Here is a 20199-nt window from a genome sequence, read left to right as displayed (position 1 = left end):
ATGACCATCACCTGGAACGACAGCGTCCCGATCTACCGCCAATTGCGCGAGCGCGTAGTGGCCATGATCCTGGACGGCGCCTTGAACGAGGGCGACCCGCTGCCGTCAGTACGCCAGGTGGCAGCGGACTTTCAAATCAACCCGCTGACCGTTTCGAAGGCGTATCAGGAACTGGTCGATGATCAACTGGTGGAAAAAAGGAGGGGTTTGGGCATGTTCGTCATCGATGGAGCCAGGGAAGCGCTGCTTAAGTCCGAACGTGAGCGCTTCCTTCGTGAGGAATGGCCCTCGCTCTTCGCCCGGCTGCAGCGCCTTGGGCTGGATCTGAAAACCCTGCTGCGGGAAGCGCCGGACCATGCGTCGGCTAACGGGGAGAACCAGTCATGAACGCGGTTGTGACGGCTACTGGTCTGACCAAGCGATACAAGAACACCCTCGCCCTGGACGATGTGAGCTTCAGGATTGAATCGGGCCGCATCGTCGGGCTGATCGGACCCAACGGCGCAGGCAAGACCACGGCGCTGAAGGCGATCCTCGGCCTGACCGATTTCCGGGGCGAGTTGAACGTACTTGGCTTTGATCCGCGCAGCCAGCGCGACCGCCTGATGGAACAGGTGTGCTTTATCGCCGACGTCGCGGTGTTGCCGCGCTGGATCCGGGTGCGCGAGGCCATCGATTTTGTCGCCAACGTGCACCCACGCTTCAATCGGGCAAAGTGCGAGGCGTTCCTGGCGCGCACCAAGCTCACGCCCAACCAACGCGTGAAGCAGATGTCCAAGGGCATGATCGTGCAGCTGCATCTGGCGCTGGTCATGGCCATCGACGCCCGTCTGCTGGTGCTGGACGAGCCGACGCTCGGTCTGGACATCCTCTATCGCAAGCAGTTCTACCAGAGCCTGCTGGAGGATTACTTCGACGAGAACAAGACGATCATCGTCACGACGCACCAGGTCGAGGAGATCGAACACATCCTCACCGACCTCATGTTCATTCGCGACGGCAAGCTGGTCCTGGATACGGATATGGATGCCGTGGGCGAGCGCTTTGCCGAAGTCATGGTCACCGCCGACAAGGCCGAAGCCGCGCGCCAGCTGAAACCGCTGGATGAGCGTCAGGTGTTCGGCAAGAGCATCTTCCTGTTCGACGGTGCCGACCGCGCCGTGCTGGAACGCATGGGCGAAGTCAGGCGCCCCACAGTCAGCGACCTGTTTGTCGCCACCATGAAGGGGACTTACGCATGAAAACCTTCTACTGGCTCATGAAGCGCGAATACTGGGAACATCGCGGCGGCTTGCTTTGGGCGCCCGTGATTACCGGCGCGATCTTCCTGATACTCAACTTGATGGCGATCATCACCGCTGAAGTGCTGGGCTCGCGTCATGGCGCCATGATGATCGGCGGCAACGATTTCCGCATGATGATCGAACACGCGGACGCCGGCGACCTGGCCCACATCGGCTCGGCCGTGGACGTGGCGATGCTCTCCTCGATGAGCCTGATCGGCATCGTCATGGGCCTGGTGGTCTTGTTCTATTGCCTGGGCTCGCTGTACGACGACCGTCGAGACCGCAGCGTGCTGTTCTGGAAATCGCTGCCGGTGTCCGACACCAGCACCGTGCTCTCGAAAGTGGTCAGCGCAGCGGTCATAGCACCCGTCATCGCCGTGTGCGTGAGCATCATCTGCGGCGTGATGCAGCTGCTCATCTACGCGGTCGTGCTGTCGCTGCATGGCGTGAATATCTGGCAGTTGCTGACACTGGCGCATCCTTTCCGGGTCATCGGCAGCTTGCTCAGCGCGGTTCCGCTGTACACCTTGTGGGCCCTGCCCGCCGTCGGCTGGCTGATGTTCTGCTCGGCCTGGTCACGCACCAAGCCTTTCCTGTGGGCGATGGCGGTGCCGGTGGTACTCGGCCTGATGGTCAGCTGGTTCGGCATCATGGGCTTGTTCAACCTGCCGACGGCCTGGTTTTGGACCCATGTCGTACAGCGCGTACTGCTCAGCGTGTTTCCGGGTTCGAGCATTGTGTTCAGCGACCACAACCTGAGCTCCATGTCGGACATGGACTCCAACGATCCGCTTAGCGTGCTGTCCCCCGCTCACACCTACGGCCTGCTGGCAACCCCGAATCTGTGGCTTGGCGTGGCCGCCGGCATTGCACTCATCGCGGGTGCCGTATGGTTCCGCCGGGTTCGTGACGACAGCTGATGTACTTTGCCCCACCGGCACCTTCCGCAAGGATGCGGAGTGCCGGTGGGGCAAGCTTTTGAAATCAACACGTGCCGCGAGTCGTACGACCGCCGAAGCTCACCCGCGGACGACGCGGGTGGTGCCACCGCCGGAGCTCACCCGCGCGCGGTCACCCGGGCGGAAATCATTCGAAGTCCCCGGCTGCACTATGTTCAAGCGTCGACCGGAATCCAGCAGTACACCCACTTCAACACCGGCCGTACTCGAGCCACGGCCGATGGCATTGCCGGCCAGGCCGCCACCGACGGCGCCAGCCACCGCACCGGCCGTATTGGCGCGGGTGCCACTGCCGATGTTGCTACCCACGAGGCCACCCAGTACGGCACCCGTAGCCGCGCCCAAGGTGGAGTTCCCAGGCTGAATCGTTACGTCACGGACGGTCTCCACCGTGCCAAGCTCGACGCTCTGCGCCGTCATGGCCTGATTGGAACTGAACCTGTTGGCGCTAGGTTGCGTCTCACAAGCTGAAACGAGCAGTCCGACACAGAGCGCGAACGACATAGTGCGAAGCGCATTGAGACGAGCATTCATAAAAGTCTTCTCCTCAATTTCTGCAGGTGATATGGACAGCAAATAAAGCTTCGGCTTGTGGAGCAACCCCGGTGCTCAAAGCTTTCGAGAAGAGCGTGCACGCCAAGTGTGCTGGCCTAAGTGAGCACACCGAATGTGCATAAAAAGTGTGTGCGAGCGACCGCTCCAGCCAGGTCCGTGTCCGGGTTGCCTCCCGTTTACCGAAGCGCGTCGTCCATGGCTGCCCATGCCTGTGCGCGTACCCGTTCAGCGGTGCCATCCGATCGAAAATGTGGTCGGCGAGGAGGTTGAGCGCCATGCCATCATCGATTGCCGCTGTTTCCTGCGGCACCGCGATCGACCCACCTTCCGTGGCATGGGTTGAACCACAGCTCGTATGATCGACCCGAGCGACAAGCTTGCCCGCGTGCCAACAGCTCCGCCTACGTCGCACCGAACTCAGGCTTTGAACCCGGATAAGGAGTGCCAGCACATGATCTTTCGACGTCTCCCCTTGTTGCTGGCGATCGCCGGCATGATCACAGCCTGCAGCAACTCGTCCAACGATACCCAGGTGTTCGGCGGACATACCGACATCATCAACCACCGCATCACGCTGCAGGACGGCCAGGTCACCATCCACGCCGAAGGCGCACCGGATGCCGTCGTCGATGGCAGCGGCAAGCTCACCATCGACGGCCATGATGTGCCCGTTAACGACGCGCAGCGCGCATTGCTGCAGCACTACAACGCATCGGCGCAAGCCATGCGTGAGGACGCCATCGCCACCGGCAAGGCAGGCGCCGCAACGGCGGCCAAAGCGGTGGGTTCGGTCGCCAGCAAGCTGGCCGGTAGCGACGAAGACAAAGCCGCCGCCCACGACGAGATCGAAGCGGCGGCGAAGAACGTGAAAGTTGCCGCCGGGAAGATTTGCGACGACGTGGCCAGCATGAAGGCGGCGCAGGACGAACTGGCCACCCAACTCGACGCGTTCAAGCCGTATGCGACGGCACTGGGCGAAGCGAATGTCGAGAAGTGCCGCGAGCACTCTTCAAACTGAGGGCTTGAGCACCGCGGCGGCACCTCAACCGCCGCCACCGCCTCCACCGTGGATGCCACCGCGCGTAAGCGTCATTGGGTCGAGCAGTTTCTGTAGCTCGCTCTTCGACAAGCCGGTGGTTTCCAGCGCCACATCGAGGATCGGGCGCTTTTCCTTATAGGCCTGCTTGGCCGTTGCCGCGCCCTTCTCGTAACCGATCACCGGATTGAGCGCGGTGACCAGGATCGGGTTCTTGTCCAAGGCCTCCTTCACCCGCGCGGTGTTCACTTTGAAGCCGGCGATGGCCTTGTCGGCCAGCAACACGCTGACGTTGGACAGGATGCCGAGCGACTCCAGCAGGTTGTGGGCCACCAAGGGCAGCATCACGTTGAGCTGGAAATTGCCCGACTGACCGGCGATGGTAATCGCCGCGTCGTTGCCGATGACCTGGGCGGCGACCATCGCGGTCGCCTCGGGAATCACCGGATTGACCTTGCCTGGCATGATCGACGAACCGGGCTGCAAGGCCGGCAACTCGATTTCTCCCAAACCTGCGAGCGGACCGGAGTTCATCCAACGCAGGTCGTTGGCGATCTTCATCAGGCCCACCGCCAACGTCTTCAGTTGGCCAGATAATTCCACCGCTGCGTCCTGTGCCGCCATACCTTCGAAGTAGTTCTCTGCGGTTTCGAAACGCACACCGGTGAGCTTCCTGAGTTCGCGCGCTACTGCAGCACCAAACTTTGGATCGGCGTTGATGCCGGTACCGACAGCCGTGCCACCCAGCGGCAACCGGCGCATGCGTTTCAGGCTGTCCTCGATGCGTTCGATGGCCGTGCCGATCTGTGCGGCCCAACCGGACAGCTCCTGTCCGAACGTGACCGGCATCGCATCCATCAGATGCGTGCGACCGGTCTTGGGCACATTGCGCAGTTCACGGGCGCGGCGGTCGATGGTGCGTTTGAGGTGCTTGAGCGCCGGCAGCAATTGTTCGCTGGTGGTGAGCGTTGCGCTGACATGGATCGCGGTCGGAATCACGTCATTGGAGCTCTGCCCATAGTTGACGTGATCGTTCGGATGGATCTTGCTACCAGCGCGGTTGGCCAGATGGGCGATCACCTCGTTGGCATTCATATTGGTGCTGGTGCCCGACCCGGTCTGGAACACATCGATCGGAAACTGGTCGTCGTAGTCGCCCTTTGCCACCGCCAGCGAGGCCCGGCGAATCGCGGTGGCCTGGGTCTTCTTCAGATATCCCAGCGCCAGGTTCGCGTCGGCCGCGGCGGCCTTGATCAGGCCCAGGGCCCGGATAAAGCTGCGCGGCAGGTGCAGGCCGGAGATAGGAAAATTGTCCACGGCGCGCTGGGTCTGGGCGCCATACAGCGCCTTGGTCGGCACCTTGAGCTCGCCCATGCTGTCGTGTTCGATGCGGAACTGACTCATATCCTTGCGATTCCTGGCGGGAAAGTTGGGGAGACTATAGGCCCGGCTTCGTTAGCGCGCCGCCAAGAGCGGCGCGGACTGGGCTTTGGGAGTCTGTTGTAAAATGGCCGCTTTCCCGCCTTTTGGAACACCCCCGATGTCTTCCCATGCCCTGACCGCCCTGTCGCCGCTGGACGGCCGCTATGCCAGCAAGGTCGAAGCGCTGCGCCCGATCTTCAGCGAATTCGGCCTCATGCACCGCCGCGTGCACGTGGAGATCGAGTGGCTGCTGGCCCTGGCCGCGGACCAGGGCATCATCGAGCTGCCCGCCTTCTCGGACGCGCAGATCGCCAAGCTCAAGGCGATTGCCGCGGACTTCAACGTGGATGACGGCGCCCGCATCAAGACCATCGAGGCGACCACCAACCACGACGTCAAGGCAGTGGAGTATTTCATCAAGGAGCGCATCGGCAACGATGAGTCGCTGGCCCAGGCCAAGGAATTCGTACACTTCGCTTGCACCAGCGAAGACATCAATAACCTGTCCTATGCATTGATGCTGCGCGATGCGCGCGAACAGGTGTTGCTGCCGGCCTTCGACGTCATCATCGCCAAGCTGCGCGAGCTGTCGCATACGAACGCCGCGCTGCCGATGCTGTCGCGCACGCACGGCCAGACCGCTTCGCCGAGCACCTTAGGCAAGGAACTGGCCAATGTGGTCGCGCGCCTGGAGCGCCAGCGCAAGCAGCTCGCCGCACTGGAAGTGCCCGGCAAGATCAACGGCGCCGTGGGCAACTACAACGCCCATGCCATCACCTATCCGGAGCTGGACTGGCGCGGTTTCTCGCAGCGCTTCGTGGAAAGCCTGGGGCTCGACTACAACGCCTACACCACGCAGATCGAACCGCATGACGGCATCGCCGAATACTGCGATGCCGTGCGCCGCGCCAACATCATCCTGATCGACCTGGCGCGCGACGTGTGGGGTTACATCTCGCTGGGATACTTCAAGCAGTCGCTCAAGGCTGGCGAAGTAGGTTCCTCGACCATGCCGCACAAGGTCAATCCGATCGATTTCGAAAATGCCGAAGGCAATTTCGGCCTCGCCAATGCCCTGCTTGGCCACTTCGCCGAGAAGTTGCCGATCAGCCGCTGGCAGCGCGACCTTACCGACTCCACCGTGCTGCGTGCGCTGGGCACGGCGTTCGGTCACACCCTGGTAGCGCTGGAGTCGCTGAAGAAGGGCCTAGGCAAGCTCACGGTCAACGCCGACCGTCTCGCCGCCGACCTCGACGCGAGCTGGGAAGTACTGGCCGAAGCCGTGCAGACGGTGATGCGCCGTTACGGCCTGCCGGAACCGTACGAACAGCTCAAGGCGCTGACGCGTGGCCAGGGCATCACCAAGGATTCGATGCGCACCTTCATCACCGGCCTGGATCTGCCGGCTGATGCCAAGCAGCGTTTGCTCGACCTCACTCCGGGTGGCTATATCGGCCTGGCGGAGCCGTTGGCGCGGGATATCTGAAACACCGCTCTCTCCCCTCTCCCCTCCGGGGAGAGGGTTAGGGTGAGGGGCCAATCTTGCGACGGAAGTTGCTCAAAGCGCGCTTTATTGAGACCTTTCCGCGAGCACCCGCCCTTTACCCCCTTTTAGGGGCTCACCTCAATCCTCTCCCCGGAGGGGAGAGGAAGTAGAAGCTTTACTCCACCTCGTCCGAGCCTTCGTTGACGCCTTCGAACAGGAACGTCGACAGATAGCGCTCGCCGGTGTCGGGCAGCATGGCCAGCAGCACCGAACCTTCCGGTGCGTCCTTCGCGACCTTCAGGGCAGCCGCCAGCGTGGCGCCGGCCGAGATGCCGACGAAGATGCCTTCCTTCTGCGCCAGATCACGTGAAGTGTCACGCGCCAGCACATCGTCCACTGGCAGGATCTGGTGCACGACGTCGCGGTTGAGCACGGCCGGCACAAAGTCCGGGGTCCAGCCCTGGATCTTGTGCGGCTGCCATTCGTTGCCCGTCAGCAACGCCGCACCGGCCGGTTCGCTGGCAATCAGCTTCACTTCGGGACGTGCCACCCGCAGCACCTCGCCCACGCCGGTCAGCGTGCCGCCGGTGCCCCAGCCGGTGACGAAATAGTCCAGTCGGCGACCGGCGAAATCACGCAGGATTTCCGGGGCCGTCGTATTGCGGTGATACGCCGGGTTGGCCTCATTCTCGAATTGCCGGGCCAGGAACCAGCCGTGCTTCTCCGACAGCTCCTTGGCCTTGCGCACCATGCCGCTGCCGCGTTCGGCCGCCGGCGTCAGCAGCACCTTGCCGCCGTAGGCGCGGATCAGCTTGCGTCGCTCGATGGAGAACGTCTCCGTCATCACCGCAACGAAGGGATAGCCGCGAGCCGCGCACACGGCCGCCAGGGCCACGCCTGTATTGCCGGAGGTGGCCTCCACCACGGTCTGGCCCGGTTTCAGCAGGCCGCGCTGCTCCGCATCGATGATGATGGCGTAAGCCAGGCGGTCCTTCACCGAGCCGGCTGGATTGAACGCCTCCACCTTCACGTACAGGGTCACGTGTTTCGGCGCCAGTCGATGAATGCGCACGATAGGCGTATTACCGATGGTGTCGAGAATGCTGTCGTAAATCATGAGGTCGCTCCGTGGCACGGTATGGAAGGAGGGTACGGATAAACGCAAGGATGCCCGCGATGGTGCGCCGGCGCATGGAAAGGTTACGTCAAGCGGTCAGCGCCTCGGGCTTCGGCGACGATACCGGAAGCGCGGTTCCCAGCGGCGGACGGCCAAACCATGCGAGCGTATGGGCAAGCGCCGCGACCTCGCCGATGACCAGCAAGGCGGGCGAGCAAACGTCGTAGCCGGTGGCGCGCTCGACCAGGGTCGACAAGCTGCCGGTGATCACGCGCTGTTCGGGGCGCGAGCCGTTTTCGATGATGGCGAACGGTGTCGTTCCGGCCCGGCCATGCGCGATCAACTGTTGCTGCAACCTTGGCAGTTCACTGGTTCCCATATAGACGGCCAGCGTCTGCCGTTCCTGCGCCAGCGCCTGCCAATCAAGCGTGTCGATCGACCCCTGGCAGTGCGCCGTGACCAGGCGCACCGACTGGGCATGGTCGCGATGGGTCAGCGGAATCCCGGCGTAGGCCGCGCAGGCCAGTGCCGCCGTGATGCCGGGAACCACTTCGTAGGCAATGCCGTGTCCCCGCAGGAACTCCAGCTCCTCGCCGCCGCGCCCGAACACGAAGGGATCGCCTCCCTTAAGCCGTACGACACGGCGGCCCGCCCTGGCGTGCTCCAGCATCAGCGCATGGATCTGGGCCTGGGTGGTGTGATGGTTGCCGGCCTGCTTGGCCACTTCGATGCGTTCGGCGTCGCGACGCGCCAAGGCGAGCACTTCGGCACTGACGAGCCGGTCGTGCAGGATCACATCGGCCTCGTTGAGCGCCCTAAGGCCACGCAACGTAAGCAGGCCCGGATCTCCCGGCCCCGCGCCAAGCAACACCACGGAGCCGCCCGGGTCGGTGTGCGCGGTTTCGAGCAGTCGCTCCGCAGCCGCCTCGGCCAAGGCCTGCTGTCGGCGCCGCAGCAGGCTAAGCACGGGGCCACCGAGCAAATGCTCATAGTAGCGGCGCCGCACGGCGAGGTCCGGCAGTCGAGTGCGAATGCGTGAGCGCATGTCGGCCAGCAGCGATGCCAGCGGCCCCATCACCGGATCGATCAGCAGCTCAAGTCGTTCGCGCAAGAGTCGCGCCAGCATCGGCGCGTGGCCGCCACTGGAAATCGCGATGGTCACCGGGGCGCGATCAACCACAGCTGGCACGTGGAAACTCGATAAGGCCGCATCGTCGACCACGTTGATGAACAGGCGCCGAGCCTCGGCCAAGACCGCCATATGCGCGTGCAGGACAGCATCGCTGGTGGCCGCGACAACCAGCCAGATGTCATCCAGCCACGCATCCTCAAACGTTCCGGCGCGCCAGGAAATGCGCCCCTGCTCCCACCATGTTCGCAAGGTCGGATTGAGTTCGGGTGCCCCCACCGTTACCCGAGCGCCGGCTTCCAACAGCGAGGACGCCTTGCGTTCGCCGACCACGCCACCGCCCACCACCAGTACTGGGCGACCGGAGAGATCCGCAAACAACGGGTACAGCTTCATCGATCCAAGGGCTCCATCGGGGATAACAACGGCAGTGTTGGTCCGGCCCACGCTAGGCAAGCGGCGTCGAGCACACAAATAATTTGTATCGCTGCCTATATGCCCTGCGGTTATAAGCGCGCCCTCCGCCAGCGCCAAAAACATTGACGCAGCGCACCAATAGATGTATAGACGTCTAATTAGCCTTGCCTGACGACGCCTTAGCGCCATGCACATCCATCGCAGATCACCGAGCACCGGGACTCCCGCCAGCACCCGCCAGCGCTGGACTTCGTGCGAGGACACGCGATGTATCCGCTCCGCGACCACGAGCCCAACCCTCCTCGATCGCCAGCGGAACCCACATCATGACTCTTACGCAGTTGCGCTACCTGATAGCCATCGCCGACGCCGGACTCAACATCACGCTCGCGGCCGAGCGGGTGCACGCCACCCAGCCGGGCTTGAGCAAGCTGCTGCGGCAGCTTGAGGACGAGCTAGGCTTCCAGCTGTTCCACCGCAAGGGTCGCAGCCTGCATGCGATCACCCACGCGGGCACCCAGGTGCTGGAGCGCGCGCGCACGATCCTGGCCGAGGCGGCCAATATCCGTTCCATCGCCGCCAATCTTCGCAACGAGGCGCACGGCACGCTGCGCATCGCCACCACGCATACCCAGGCGCGCTTTGCCCTGCCCAGCGCCGTGGCCGCGCTGAGTCGAAGCTATCCGCAAGTGAGCGTACATCTGCAGCCGGTCAGCGACTCGGACGTCATCTCCCTGTTGGAAGGCGGCCTCGTCGACCTGGCCATTGTCAGTACCACAGCTGGCGCTCCGCCACCGAGCGGCATCGCCCTGCCCGCTTATCGCTGGAATCGGATCGTGGTGGCGCCGCACGATCACCCGCTTGCCCGCCGCAACCGACCACCGACGCTGGAACAGTTGGCGGCACAACCGTTGATAAGCTACGACTCCTCGCTCAAGCCGGAATCGTCACTGACCCGGGCTTTCCACGCGGCCAGCCTGCAACCACAGATTGCCATGACGGCCAGTGATGCCGACCTGATCAAGACCTATGTGCGCGAAGGCCTGGGCATTGGTGTGCTCGCGGAGATGGCCTTTCAACCGGAGCACGATACGGATCTGCGCCAGCTGAACGCCGACCACCTGTTCGCGCCCTGCATCACCTGGATCGTGTTGCGCAAGGAGAGCGTGCTGCGCGAATACGCGCTCGATTTCATCAGCGTGTTCGCGCCGCATCTGGAACGACGAGCGGTGAGCAACGCGTTGGCCACCGCGGGCGTCGGCACCGCGAACTGGCCGGGCGTACCGCATTGGCGTGAGCGGCGGGTTCCGGGCAAGGTGGTTGAGCAGGTGGTTGACGCGCATTGAAGGGCGTTTGGGCGAGCTCTCTGCGTCTTGTCGAACGTCTGGGCCATCTCCCGGCGTCATTCCAGCGGCTCGGGGAATGGTCAATCTAGACCTTCCCCGGCCGCCAACGACTACCTGGACCTCAGTTCCGCAGCAATCCCCGCTGTTGCAGCAGCGACACGATATGGCGTGCCAGCACGAGTGGTTCTGCGGCGTTGCCGTCTACGCGAAGCTCAGGTTGTTCCGGCGCTTCGTAGGGATCACTGATGCCGGTGAAGTGTGTGATGGTACCGGCACGTGCCTGCGCATAGAGACCTTTCCGATCACGCGCTTCGCACACTTCCAGCGACGTGGCGACATGGATTTCGATGAAATCGCCATGCTCTTCCACCAACGTGCGCGCCTGGGACCGCGAGTCCGCGTATGGTGCAATCGGCGCGCACACCGCGATGCCGCCATGGCGCACGATCTCGCTGGCGACATAGCCGATACGCGTCACGTTGGCGACGCGATCCTCTCGCGAAAAACCCAGCCCCTTCGACAGGTGCTTGCGCACCTCGTCGCCGTCGAGCACGGTTACCGCGCGACTGGTCCGTTCAAGCAGTTGCGCTACCACCGCCTGGGCGATGGTTGACTTGCCGGCACCGGAGAGTCCGGTGAAGAACAGCGCGAAGCCGCGTGTCGCTTCGGCGGGATGACGTTCGCGGAGAATCTGCACGACCTCGGGAAAACTGAACCACGAGGGGATCTCACTGCCCTCTTGCAGATGCTGGCGTAGCTGGGTACCGGAGATATCGCGCACTTCGTCGTCGGACTGCACTTCAGTAGATGGCAGGTAGGTATCACGGTTCGCGACATACACCATGGCTGGAAACGGCACGATACGAATGCCCAACTCGTCCTGATGACGCTCCAGCAGATGCTGTGCATCGAAGGCACCGTAGAACGGCTTGCCGCTGGCGTCCTTGCCGGGGCCGGCGTGATCGCGTCCTACGATGAAATGGCTGGCACCATAGTTCTTGCGAATGATGGCGTGCCATAGCGCCTCGCGCGGCCCACCCATGCGCATGGCCAGCGGCAGCAGCGAAAGCCGCGCGCTGTGCGACGGGTACTGCGGCAGCAAGGCCTGATAGCAGCGCACGCGCGTGAAATGGTCGATATCGCCTGGCTTGGTACGCCCCACCGAAGGCTGCAACAGCAGCTTCGCTCCCACCTGTTGGGCTGCGCGAAAGGTCAATTCCCGATGGGCACGATGCATCGGGTTTCGCGTCTGGAATGCGACGATGCGGTACCAGCCGTTGGCATCGAACCATTCGCGCAAACGGCGGGGCGTATCGCGCAAGTCCGAAAAGTCGTAATGCGCGGGAGCTTGAATGCCACGCACGCGGCCGCCCAGGTTCACCGGACGATAGCGCTCGAGCAGCTCCGCCACGCCAGGATGGGTGCGGTCGGTCGTACCGAATACGCGCAGCGCCTCATGCTCGCGGTCGGGCCGATAGATATCCTCGACGGTCAGTACGGCCAGCGGCACGCCCTGTGAATCGCGTAGCGCCACCTCGCTGCCCGCTGCAAGCCGGGCGGCGAAGTCCTCGCTAACGTCCAGCGTGATGGGTATCGGCCACAGCGTGCCGTCGGCCAGGCGCAGCTCGTCGACCACTCGAAGGTAGTCACCTTGGGTAAGAAACCCTTCAAGCGGCGAAAATGCACCGTTCAAAAGCAATTCGAGATCGCACAGCTGGCGGGTGTCGAGGTCGACGCCCGGCAGCCCAGCACTGCGGTGTTTCAGCAATTCGGCATCCGCGGGCGGCAGATATAGTTCTTTGAGTACGCCGCCGTGCGGGGAAATCAGTTGATTGTCTGCGGGGCGCTCGGATGAGGAAACATCAGCTTGGGCAAAAGCAGTCTGGCTCATGGTGTTTTCTTGTTTGATCGGGGTAGCGGCCAGCGCAAGACGCTGGAGTAAATCAGGTCGTGTATGCAGTTCAGGCGAGCCCGTGCAGTCCACACTCGCGCTTGAGGCCAAAGAAGCGCGTGGAGTCGATGTCCGCGCCAGGCTCCCATCGATGCGTGGTGTGCACGTCGCCGATCGAGATGTATCCCTGATCCCACAGCGGGTGATAAGGCAGCTGGTGGCGGCGCAGATACTGGCCCACGTCGCGGTCGGTCCAATCGGCAATGGGATGGAACTTCCAGCGATCATCGCGTCGCTCGGCGACATGAATGGCGGCGCGTGTTCGCGCCTGGCTCCGCCGAAGTCCAGCGAACCACGTTCCCGCGTTCAGATCGTTCAACGCCCGTTGCATGGGATCCACCTTGCGCAGCTGGTTGTAGCGGTCGATCCCCGCAATACCCTGCTCCCACAGGCGACCTTCGCGCGCTTCCATCCATGCAGCGCTTTGTGGCGCGCTATAGATCTTGAGATTCAACGACAGGCGGTCGCGAAGTTCGTCGATAAAGCGATAGGTCTCGGGGAACAGGTAACCCGTGTCGACAAGCACCACGGGCAACGAGGGTTGTTGCCGTGTCAGCAAATGCAACGACACCGCCGCTTGCGCTCCGAAACTCGATGAAAGCACGTGCGTGCCCGGTGCGACGTCAAGCGCCCAGGCCACACGCTCTTCCGCACTGAGCGTGTCGAGCCACCGGTTCAGGATATCCAGCGCTGCCGGATCGTGCTGTGCATCCTTGATCAGCGCCTCATTCACGCCAACAGCTCCGCAGGAATCTTTCGTGACGCGGTGACGATGACAGCGGTACGAATCAGGAAGTCGCCAAAATGCTCACCCGTCTCGCGCTGCGCGGCATAGCTCGCGAACAGCGGCGATAGCGCTTCGAGAATGGCCTGCTCATCGACATTCTCGCGATAGGTCTGATTGAGTCGCTGTCCTCGAAAATCCGCACCCAGGCGCAAGTCATAGCGGCCCGGCCCGCGCCCGACCAGGGCGATTTCACCGAGGTAAGGCCTGGAGCAGCCATTAGGGCAGCCGGATAGACGCAGCAGGATCGGTGCATCGGCGAGACTGTGGGTTTCAAGCAAGGCTTCGAGCTTGGGGAGCAGGTCCGGCAGGTAACGCTCGGCCTCCGCCATGGCCAAACCGCAAGTCGGCAGGGCCACGCAAGCCACCGCATGACGGCGAATGCCGCTATGCCGGTGGTAGCCACCCAACCCGTGTGCCTCGACGATGGCGTCGATGCGGACGCGCTGGTCGGCGGCCACATTGGCGACGATCACGTTTTGATTGCAAGTGAGCCGAAAATCGCCCTCATGCACCTTCGCCAGTTCACGCAGACCCGTAAGCCAACGGTGTTCGCCAACATCGGCCAACCGACCCGCCTCGATGTGCAGCGTCAGGTGCCAGCGGCCATCAGAGCCTTCGATCCAACCGTAACGATCGCCACTGTGGTCGAACTGATAGGTGTGTTCGGGCAGCAGTGCAAAGCCAAGCCGCGCTTCCACTTCAGCCTTGAAGGCGTCAAGGCCGCGATGATCGATGGTGTATTTCAGGCGGGCGTGCTTGCGCTCGCTGCGATTACCCCAATCGCGCTGGACGGCAACCACCGCTTCGGCGACCTCCAATAGCTGCTCGGCCCTCACGAAACCGATCACACTGGCCAGCCGCGGATACGTGCTGGGATCGCCGTGCGTCGCACCCATGCCACCGCCGATCGCCACATTGAAGCCTTTCAGCTCGCCCGCTTCGATGATCGCGATGAGCCCCAGGTCCTGCGCGAACACATCGATATCGTTCAGCGGCGGAATCGCCAGTCCGATCTTGAACTTGCGCGGGAGATAAGTCGCCCCGTACAGCGGCTCTTCCTCCTTGGGTTCATCCACCAGCGGCTCGCCGTCGAGCCAGATCTCATGGTAGGCCCGCGTGCGCGGCGCCAGCCCGTCGGAAAGCCGCGCAGCCCAAGCGTAAGCGAGCGCATGCGCCGAGGACTCGACCGGGTTCGGCGTGCTCACCACGTTGCGCACGACATCACCGCAAGCTGCAATGGTGGTGGCCAACGCGGCGTGGATGGCCGCGATCGTCGGCTTGAGGTGGTGCTTGATGATGCCGTGCCACTGGAACGTCTGCCGCGTGGTGATACGCAGCGTGTCATTGGCGTAGTCACGTGCCAGCTGGTCGTAGATCAGCCATTGCGCTGGCGTCACTACGCCGGACGGCAAGCGCGCACGCAACATGAACGAGTAGGCGGGCTCCAGCTTCTGGTGACGACGCTCATCGCGCAGGTCGCGATCATCCTGCAGGTAGCTGCCGTGAAATTTCAGCAACTTGTTGTCGTCGTCGCTGATGGCGTTGGTGACCGGATCACGCAAGCCTTCCGCAATACCACCGCGCAGGAAGCGGCTGGCGGCCTTGATGCGCTCGAAGTCTGAAGGTGGCGTCGTCATCTCAATACACATCCCGGGCATAGCGGCCCTGTTGCAAAAGCTCGCCCAGCCACTCCTTGGCCTGTTCCGGCGATTGGCCACCATGCGCGATCGCCACATCGATCAAGGCAGCGTGCACATCCTTCGCCATGTGATTTGCGTCGCCGCAGACATAGATGTGCGCACCCTCCTGCAACCAGGCATAAAGCTCGCGCCCCTGCTCACGCAGGCGTTGCTGCACGTAGATCTTGGACGCTCCATCGCGTGAGAACGCCAGATCAAGGCGATGTAGCGAGCCGTCGCGCAAAGCCGCTTGCCATTCCAGCTGGTAGAGGAATTCGCTGGCGAAGTGGCGATTGCCGAAGAACAGCCAGTTGCGCCCGCGCGCACTCGTCTCGCGACGCTCCTGCACGAAGGCACGGAACGGTGCCACGCCCGTGCCGGGGCCGATCATGATCACGTCGCGCGCATCGTCCTGCGGCAAGCGGAAGCGTTCGTTCGCTTCGATATAGATGGGCAGGCGACGTTCGTCGCTGGCGGCGGCAATGAATGCAGAGGCTGCACCCCAGTGCCGCTCGCCGTGGGCGACATAGTCAACCGTGGCCACCGTGAGATGAACTTCATCGCCGACGACCTTCTGGCTGGAGGCGATCGAATACAGCCGTGGCGTCACCGGACGCAGCGCGGCGACCAGTTCCTCGGCCGACCACGCGGCCGGATGACGCCGCCAAAGATCGATGGGCTGATGCTCGGTGAGCAGCGTCGCCAAGGCGCGCGACTGCTCCGGCCTCAGCAGTTGTGCCAAGTCCTGATCGCCGCTGACGTCGGCCAGAGCGGCGACGAGGGGACGACTTAGTCGCGTCAACTCACGCTCGTTCGTCAGCCACCGGCGCAGTGTCAGGCTGCGCCCATGGTGGTTCGCTAGCTCATCGCCATCCAACTGCAGCAGCGACAGCCACTGCTGCACCAAGGCAGGCGGATTCTGTGGCCACACACCGACGGCGTCGCCGGGCTGATAGCTGAGCCCGGATCCTTCCAGCGACAATTCGACGTGCCGAACATCGCGCGCAGCATCACGCGCGACGATGGCCTGGTTGTCGAGTACCGGCGCTGCAAAGGGACGTTCGCGCGAATGAATGGCTCGGCTGGGCACGGGTTGCAAGGTCGCCACTCGCGCCAGCGTCGGCGGCGCTCCCAGGACCTTCTTGGCCTGCTCGAACGCCTGTTCGGTCCAGGGCCCGGCGACCGCATCGATGTCCACATCGGCCTCGCCCAGGGGCGCGAAGCGCGAGGCGCCAAGCTCGGCCAGACGTTCATCGAGCTGGCGACCGATGGCGCAGAACTGCGCATAGCTGGAGTCGCCCAGTCCCAGCACGGCGTAGCGCAGGCCGGGCAGCTTGGGCGCGCGCTTGCCCAGCACGAATTCGACCAGGCCGCGGGCATCGTCCGGCGGCTCGGCATCGCCCTGGGTGCTGATCACGACGACGAGGTGCTTTTCTTTCGCCAGGTCGCGCTGGGAATAGGCATCGGCGCGCACCAGCCGTACTGAGAGTCCGGCAGCTTCCACGCGTTCGCTGAGCTGGGTGGCGATGCGCTTGGCCTGGCCGGTCTGACTACCGTAGATAATCGTCAGCGCGTCGTTGAGCGCCTTCGCCGGCGGCGTCTGGATAGCGGGCAAGCCGTGTTTCAGCTGTTCCGCTCGGGCGGCGCTCCAGGCGGCGACCCAATAAAGCTCCGCCGGACCGAGCCCCTCGACCAGCCGCTCCAGCGCCGACAGCCTGGCACTGTCCATGGATGCCGGACGAATTTCTGTCGAAACGACCGCGTTCACATCGACTTCCTTTGGACGTCCATACTGCTGGACACCCAAAGTAGTCATCAGGTCATGTCATGTGAAAGGACGTGTTGGCATAACCATATGTCCACGCGCTTATTTCCATTGAGGACTGGGAGTCCCCTACACTGGCCCCTTCACCCTTTCCCATTGCCCATGCCTGCGGATTTTCTTACGTACGCCGTCATAGGCGCGCTCGCCCAGCTCGTCGACGGTGCACTAGGCATGGCCTATGGCGTCACCTCGGCGGCCTTGCTGTTGACGCTGGGCGTACCGCCGGCGCTGGCCAGCGCCAGCGTGCACTATGCGGAAACCTTCACCTGCGGTGCCTCCGGAATAAGCCATCTGATGGCCCGCAATGTGCTGCGCCGGCTGTTCTGGGCCCTGGTGATCCCGGGGGCGATTGGCGCCACCCTCGGCGTGTACGTAGTGAGCCATGTGCCGCCCGCCTGGATGAAACTGGCGCTTACGCCTTATTTGATCGGCATGGGCCTGTTCCTGCTGTTTCGTCCGATCCGGGGCCACCGCCTGCATGACGAAACGCCCCGGATCGCCCGCCCGCTGGGCCTGCTTGCCGGCTTTGCCGACGCCGTCGCTGGCGGCGGCTGGAGCGCACTTAGCGTCCCCACCCTGGTGGCTCGCGGGGTCAGGCCGCGCATGGTGATCGGCACGGTGCACCTGGCCAAATGCGTGGTCAGCGCCGTGGCCAGCGTCAGCTTCTTCATGCAGGTCGGGCTGCCCCATGGCACTTCGGTGCTGGGCCTGATCGCCGGTGGTGTCGTAGCAGCGCCGATCAGCGCGCTGCTGGCGCGAAAAATGCCGCCTCGTGCCGCCACGGTGCTGGCCGCGCTGGCGGTGCTGGCGATCGGCTTGAACAATGTGGTGAGAAGTTTCCTGCCCCACTGACCACGATCAACCGGGTCCTTCACGTCATTCGCTTAGAATGCGCGAATGACCACATCACGCCCCCTCCCCATCGAAGTCCGCGGCAGCGCCAAGCAGCCGCTGGGCATGAGCCCGACGCAATTCCTGCGCGACTATTGGCAGAAGCGCCCGCTACTGATCCGCCAGGCCTTTCCCGACTTCCAGTCGCCGATCGAACCTGACGACCTGGCCGGGCTCGCCTGCGAGGAATCGGCCCTATCGCGCCTGATCGTGCATGACGAAAAGCGTGAACGCTGGCAGGTAAAGACCGGTCCGCTCAGCGAAGCCGACTTTGCCAAGACGCCAGACAGCAACTGGACCCTGCTGGTGCAGGACGTGGACAAATGGGATGTGGATGTCGCCGCCCTGCTGCAGAGCTTCAGCTTCCTGCCCAGCTGGCGCATGGACGACATCATGATTTCGTACGCCGAACCCGGTGGTGGCGTGGGCCCGCACGTGGATCAGTACGACGTATTCCTGTTGCAGGGCATCGGCCAGCGCCATTGGGCGATCAGCACCGACCCGAACGCGCCGAAGGATTTCCGCCCGGATGTGGAGCTGAAGCAGTTGCTGCACTTCGAGCCCACCCACGAGTGGCTGCTGGAACCCGGCGACATGCTGTATCTGCCGCCTGGCGTACCGCATGACGGCATGGCCTTCGGCGGCCCCTGCATGACCATCTCGGTCGGCATGCGCGCGCCCTCCCAGGCCGAACTCACGGGCGACCTCGCTGATTACCTGGCCGAGCGCCTGCCCGAAGAACTTCGCTACAGCGACGCCGATCTCAGTCCCGTCAAGGCCGTCGGCGAGATCGATCGCGCCGCTGTCGCCCGCCTGAAGAAGTCCCTGCCGTTTGCGGCAGCGCTGGACGAGCCCACCTTGATCGACTGGTTCGGACGCTTCATCACACGCTATCGCAATGCCCAGGTGCCGGTGCCGCCCGAAAAGCCGGTGACGGAGGCGGCCCTGCTCAAGCAGCTCGACGGTGGCGCGCAGTTGCTACGCCACCCCTGGGCCCGCATGGCCTGGGCACGTGGAAAGAGTGGCGCGACGCTGTTCGTCAACGGCCATGCCTACCCGGCATCGATCGAACTGGCCGAACGCCTCTGCCGCGAACGCGAGTTGAGTCCCGGCAAGAAGATCCCGGCTGCCGAGCGTACCCTGCTGCTGGCGCTGGTCAACGATGGCCACCTGGTGGCCCGCAAGTCACGCCGCCGATGAAGCTGCAGGACTTCCACGTCGAAAGTGCCGACTGGGCTCGCGCCAGTGAGACCGAGGCGCTGCGCGGTATTCGACGGGAAGTCTTCGTTGGGGAGCACCACCTGCCCGAGGCACTCGAAGCGGACGAGCTGGATGCGGTCTCCGTTCATTTGCTTGCACGCGACGGCCAGGGTGAGGCCATCGGCTGCGCCCGCCTCACGCCGCAAGGCAAGATCGGCAGGGTCGCCGTACGTCAGCCGTGGCGCAACCAAGGCGTTGGCGCGGCGTTGTTGCGCGAACTGATCACCCGGGCCAGAACTCAGGGCCAGGTCCAAGTGGAGCTGGATGCCCAGATCGCCGCCCTCGCCTTCTACGAACGCGAGGGTTTCGTGGCATTTGGCGAGCGCTTCGAGGATGGCGGTCTGGTCCACCAGGCCATGCGCCTCGGTCTCGAATCGGTGGCAACCAGCCACCCGGTTGCCTTCAGCGAGGCGCTGGCCACCGGCAGCCGCAGCGACATCGCCGCCAGCCGCCTACGCCTGCTGAGCGAGGCAGGTCGTCGCCTGTCCATTTATCAACCCAGCCTGACCGATGACGTCTATGCCAGCGTGCAGGAGCTGGCTGAATTGCGCCGCATCGCCACCTCGGGCCGCGGCGCGCAGCTTCGTATCCTGCTGCACGACCCGGCCGCCGCGCTGCGCGACAGCCATCGCCTGATCGCCCTCGCCCAGCGCCTGCCCAGTGTGATCCTGGTGCGTACGCCAATCGAGGACCTCGACCTGGCCTACAGCTCGTCCTATCTGCTTACGGACCAGGGCGGCTACCTGTTCCAGCCCGACGCCCAGCGTGCCGCCGGTCGCGCCGCCCTGACCGACCGCGCGGCGCAGGCACCGCTGCTGCAGCACTTCAACGAAGTCTGGGAGCGTTCCGCACGCGCCAGCGCGCTGCATCCGCTCGATCTCTAGCCGCTGGCTGAACGACTCCACGCCTTTGGCGCAGCCGTCTCGCCGTCACAAAAATGCCGAGAGCCGGTGAAAAACAGCGCTCTACGACGATGGTCGGTACCCCGGGACTCGAAATATGGCTGTTCAACCCCACTTTGGTTGGACGTTTCGGGTTGCCGCGTCGCAGCAG

General features: G+C 63.7%; 17 protein-coding genes. 9 read left to right on the top strand and 8 right to left on the bottom strand.

Annotation, left to right across the window (positions count from 1 at the left end; all coding sequences use genetic code 11):
- From OUZ30_RS08100 to OUZ30_RS08090, 3 genes are read left to right on the top strand one after another with little or no spacing between them, the layout of a single operon-like run.
- Positions 1–387 carry a GntR family transcriptional regulator gene (locus OUZ30_RS08100; protein ID WP_266181721.1) on the top strand — a complete coding sequence of 129 codons (387 nt, stop codon included), beginning with the start codon at positions 1–3 and terminating at the stop codon, positions 385–387.
- Positions 384–1241, top strand: coding sequence for an ABC transporter ATP-binding protein (locus OUZ30_RS08095; RefSeq protein WP_266181720.1), 858 nt, complete (start codon positions 384–386; stop codon positions 1239–1241). Before OUZ30_RS08100 ends, OUZ30_RS08095 begins: the two co-directional genes overlap by 4 nt.
- Positions 1238–2206: a hypothetical protein gene (locus tag OUZ30_RS08090; protein WP_266181719.1), complete on the top strand. Its 969-nt coding sequence runs from the start codon at positions 1238–1240 to the stop codon at positions 2204–2206. The genes OUZ30_RS08095 and OUZ30_RS08090 overlap by 4 nt, the downstream gene beginning before the upstream one ends.
- Before the next feature lie 99 nt (positions 2207–2305).
- On the opposite strand, the gene OUZ30_RS08085 is transcribed toward OUZ30_RS08090, so the two are convergent.
- Complete coding sequence (locus OUZ30_RS08085; protein WP_266181718.1) at positions 2306–2665, bottom strand: outer membrane lipoprotein; 360 nt, start codon at positions 2663–2665, stop codon at positions 2306–2308.
- Between the two features lie 586 nt (positions 2666–3251).
- On the opposite strand from OUZ30_RS08085, the gene OUZ30_RS08080 reads away from it, so the two are divergent.
- Complete coding sequence (locus tag OUZ30_RS08080; protein WP_266181717.1) at positions 3252–3818, top strand: DUF2884 family protein; 567 nt, start codon at positions 3252–3254, stop codon at positions 3816–3818.
- Between the two features lie 24 nt (positions 3819–3842).
- Here OUZ30_RS08080 and OUZ30_RS08075 read toward each other — a convergent pair whose 3' ends face one another.
- Positions 3843–5240, bottom strand: a complete 1398-nt coding sequence (locus OUZ30_RS08075; protein ID WP_266181716.1) for a class II fumarate hydratase — start codon at positions 5238–5240, stop codon at positions 3843–3845.
- 136 nt (positions 5241–5376) lie between these two features.
- Between OUZ30_RS08075 and purB the strand changes: the two genes are divergently transcribed.
- Positions 5377–6744, top strand: coding sequence for an adenylosuccinate lyase (gene purB, locus OUZ30_RS08070; RefSeq protein WP_266181715.1), 1368 nt, complete (start codon positions 5377–5379; stop codon positions 6742–6744).
- A 175-nt stretch (positions 6745–6919) separates the two neighbouring features.
- On the opposite strand, the gene cysK is transcribed toward purB, so the two are convergent.
- Both cysK and cysG read right to left on the bottom strand, forming a co-directional pair.
- Entirely contained in the window at positions 6920–7861 is a 942-nt protein-coding gene (cysK, locus tag OUZ30_RS08065) for a cysteine synthase A (protein WP_266151296.1), read from the bottom strand.
- Positions 7862–7949: 88 nt separating this feature from the next.
- Positions 7950–9386 (bottom strand): siroheme synthase CysG, encoded by a 1437-nt coding sequence (cysG, locus tag OUZ30_RS08060; protein WP_266181714.1) that lies wholly within the window; start codon positions 9384–9386, stop codon positions 7950–7952.
- A 347-nt stretch (positions 9387–9733) separates the two neighbouring features.
- Here cysG and OUZ30_RS08055 point away from each other — a divergent pair, with 347 nt between their 5' ends.
- On the top strand, positions 9734–10753 hold the full coding sequence (locus tag OUZ30_RS08055; protein ID WP_266181713.1) for a LysR substrate-binding domain-containing protein: 1020 nt from the start codon (positions 9734–9736) through the stop codon (positions 10751–10753).
- Between the two features lie 121 nt (positions 10754–10874).
- On the opposite strand, the gene OUZ30_RS08050 is transcribed toward OUZ30_RS08055, so the two are convergent.
- The 4 genes from OUZ30_RS08050 to OUZ30_RS08035 form a co-directional block, all read right to left on the bottom strand.
- Complete coding sequence (locus OUZ30_RS08050; RefSeq protein WP_266181712.1) at positions 10875–12644, bottom strand: bifunctional sulfate adenylyltransferase/adenylylsulfate kinase; 1770 nt, start codon at positions 12642–12644, stop codon at positions 10875–10877.
- A gap of 70 nt (positions 12645–12714) precedes the next feature.
- Positions 12715–13437, bottom strand: coding sequence for a phosphoadenylyl-sulfate reductase (locus OUZ30_RS08045; protein ID WP_266181711.1), 723 nt, complete (start codon positions 13435–13437; stop codon positions 12715–12717).
- On the bottom strand, positions 13434–15128 hold the full coding sequence (cysI, locus tag OUZ30_RS08040) for an assimilatory sulfite reductase (NADPH) hemoprotein subunit (RefSeq protein WP_266181710.1): 1695 nt from the start codon (positions 15126–15128) through the stop codon (positions 13434–13436). The genes OUZ30_RS08045 and cysI overlap by 4 nt, the downstream gene beginning before the upstream one ends.
- A gap of 1 nt (position 15129) precedes the next feature.
- Positions 15130–16899 (bottom strand): assimilatory sulfite reductase (NADPH) flavoprotein subunit, encoded by a 1770-nt coding sequence (locus OUZ30_RS08035; RefSeq protein ID WP_266183135.1) that lies wholly within the window; start codon positions 16897–16899, stop codon positions 15130–15132.
- A 192-nt stretch (positions 16900–17091) separates the two neighbouring features.
- On the opposite strand from OUZ30_RS08035, the gene OUZ30_RS08030 reads away from it, so the two are divergent.
- From OUZ30_RS08030 to OUZ30_RS08020, 3 genes are read left to right on the top strand one after another with little or no spacing between them, the layout of a single operon-like run.
- Positions 17092–17847 carry a sulfite exporter TauE/SafE family protein gene (locus OUZ30_RS08030; RefSeq protein WP_266181709.1) on the top strand — a complete coding sequence of 252 codons (756 nt, stop codon included), beginning with the start codon at positions 17092–17094 and terminating at the stop codon, positions 17845–17847.
- A 45-nt stretch (positions 17848–17892) separates the two neighbouring features.
- On the top strand, positions 17893–19086 hold the full coding sequence (locus tag OUZ30_RS08025) for a cupin domain-containing protein (RefSeq protein ID WP_266181708.1): 1194 nt from the start codon (positions 17893–17895) through the stop codon (positions 19084–19086).
- Positions 19083–20030, top strand: a complete 948-nt coding sequence (locus OUZ30_RS08020; protein ID WP_266181707.1) for a GNAT family N-acetyltransferase — start codon at positions 19083–19085, stop codon at positions 20028–20030. Before OUZ30_RS08025 ends, OUZ30_RS08020 begins: the two co-directional genes overlap by 4 nt.
- The last annotated feature ends 169 nt before the right edge of the window (positions 20031–20199 follow it).

Source organism: Dyella humicola (genome assembly GCF_026283945.1).
Lineage (GTDB): Bacteria > Pseudomonadota > Gammaproteobacteria > Xanthomonadales > Rhodanobacteraceae > Dyella > Dyella humicola.
This window is presented reverse-complemented; position numbering and strand designations above follow the sequence as displayed.

Coding starts and splice junctions, on each gene's coding strand:
- OUZ30_RS08075 (WP_266181716.1), bottom strand. CDS start 5,240: ATGAGTCAGTTCCGCATCGAACACGACAGCATGGGCGAGCTCAAGGTG.
- cysG (WP_266181714.1), bottom strand. CDS start 9,386: ATGAAGCTGTACCCGTTGTTTGCGGATCTCTCCGGTCGCCCAGTACTG.
- OUZ30_RS08035 (WP_266183135.1), bottom strand. CDS start 16,899: ATGGACAGTGCCAGGCTGTCGGCGCTGGAGCGGCTGGTCGAGGGGCTC.
- cysI (WP_266181710.1), bottom strand. CDS start 15,128: ATGACGACGCCACCTTCAGACTTCGAGCGCATCAAGGCCGCCAGCCGC.
- purB (WP_266181715.1), top strand. CDS start 5,377: ATGTCTTCCCATGCCCTGACCGCCCTGTCGCCGCTGGACGGCCGCTAT.
- OUZ30_RS08055 (WP_266181713.1), top strand. CDS start 9,734: ATGACTCTTACGCAGTTGCGCTACCTGATAGCCATCGCCGACGCCGGA.
- OUZ30_RS08025 (WP_266181708.1), top strand. CDS start 17,893: ATGACCACATCACGCCCCCTCCCCATCGAAGTCCGCGGCAGCGCCAAG.
- OUZ30_RS08095 (WP_266181720.1), top strand. CDS start 384: ATGAACGCGGTTGTGACGGCTACTGGTCTGACCAAGCGATACAAGAAC.
- OUZ30_RS08020 (WP_266181707.1), top strand. CDS start 19,083: ATGAAGCTGCAGGACTTCCACGTCGAAAGTGCCGACTGGGCTCGCGCC.
- cysK (WP_266151296.1), bottom strand. CDS start 7,861: ATGATTTACGACAGCATTCTCGACACCATCGGTAATACGCCTATCGTG.
- OUZ30_RS08100 (WP_266181721.1), top strand. CDS start 1: ATGACCATCACCTGGAACGACAGCGTCCCGATCTACCGCCAATTGCGC.
- OUZ30_RS08090 (WP_266181719.1), top strand. CDS start 1,238: ATGAAAACCTTCTACTGGCTCATGAAGCGCGAATACTGGGAACATCGC.
- OUZ30_RS08050 (WP_266181712.1), bottom strand. CDS start 12,644: ATGAGCCAGACTGCTTTTGCCCAAGCTGATGTTTCCTCATCCGAGCGC.
- OUZ30_RS08080 (WP_266181717.1), top strand. CDS start 3,252: ATGATCTTTCGACGTCTCCCCTTGTTGCTGGCGATCGCCGGCATGATC.
- OUZ30_RS08085 (WP_266181718.1), bottom strand. CDS start 2,665: ATGACGGCGCAGAGCGTCGAGCTTGGCACGGTGGAGACCGTCCGTGAC.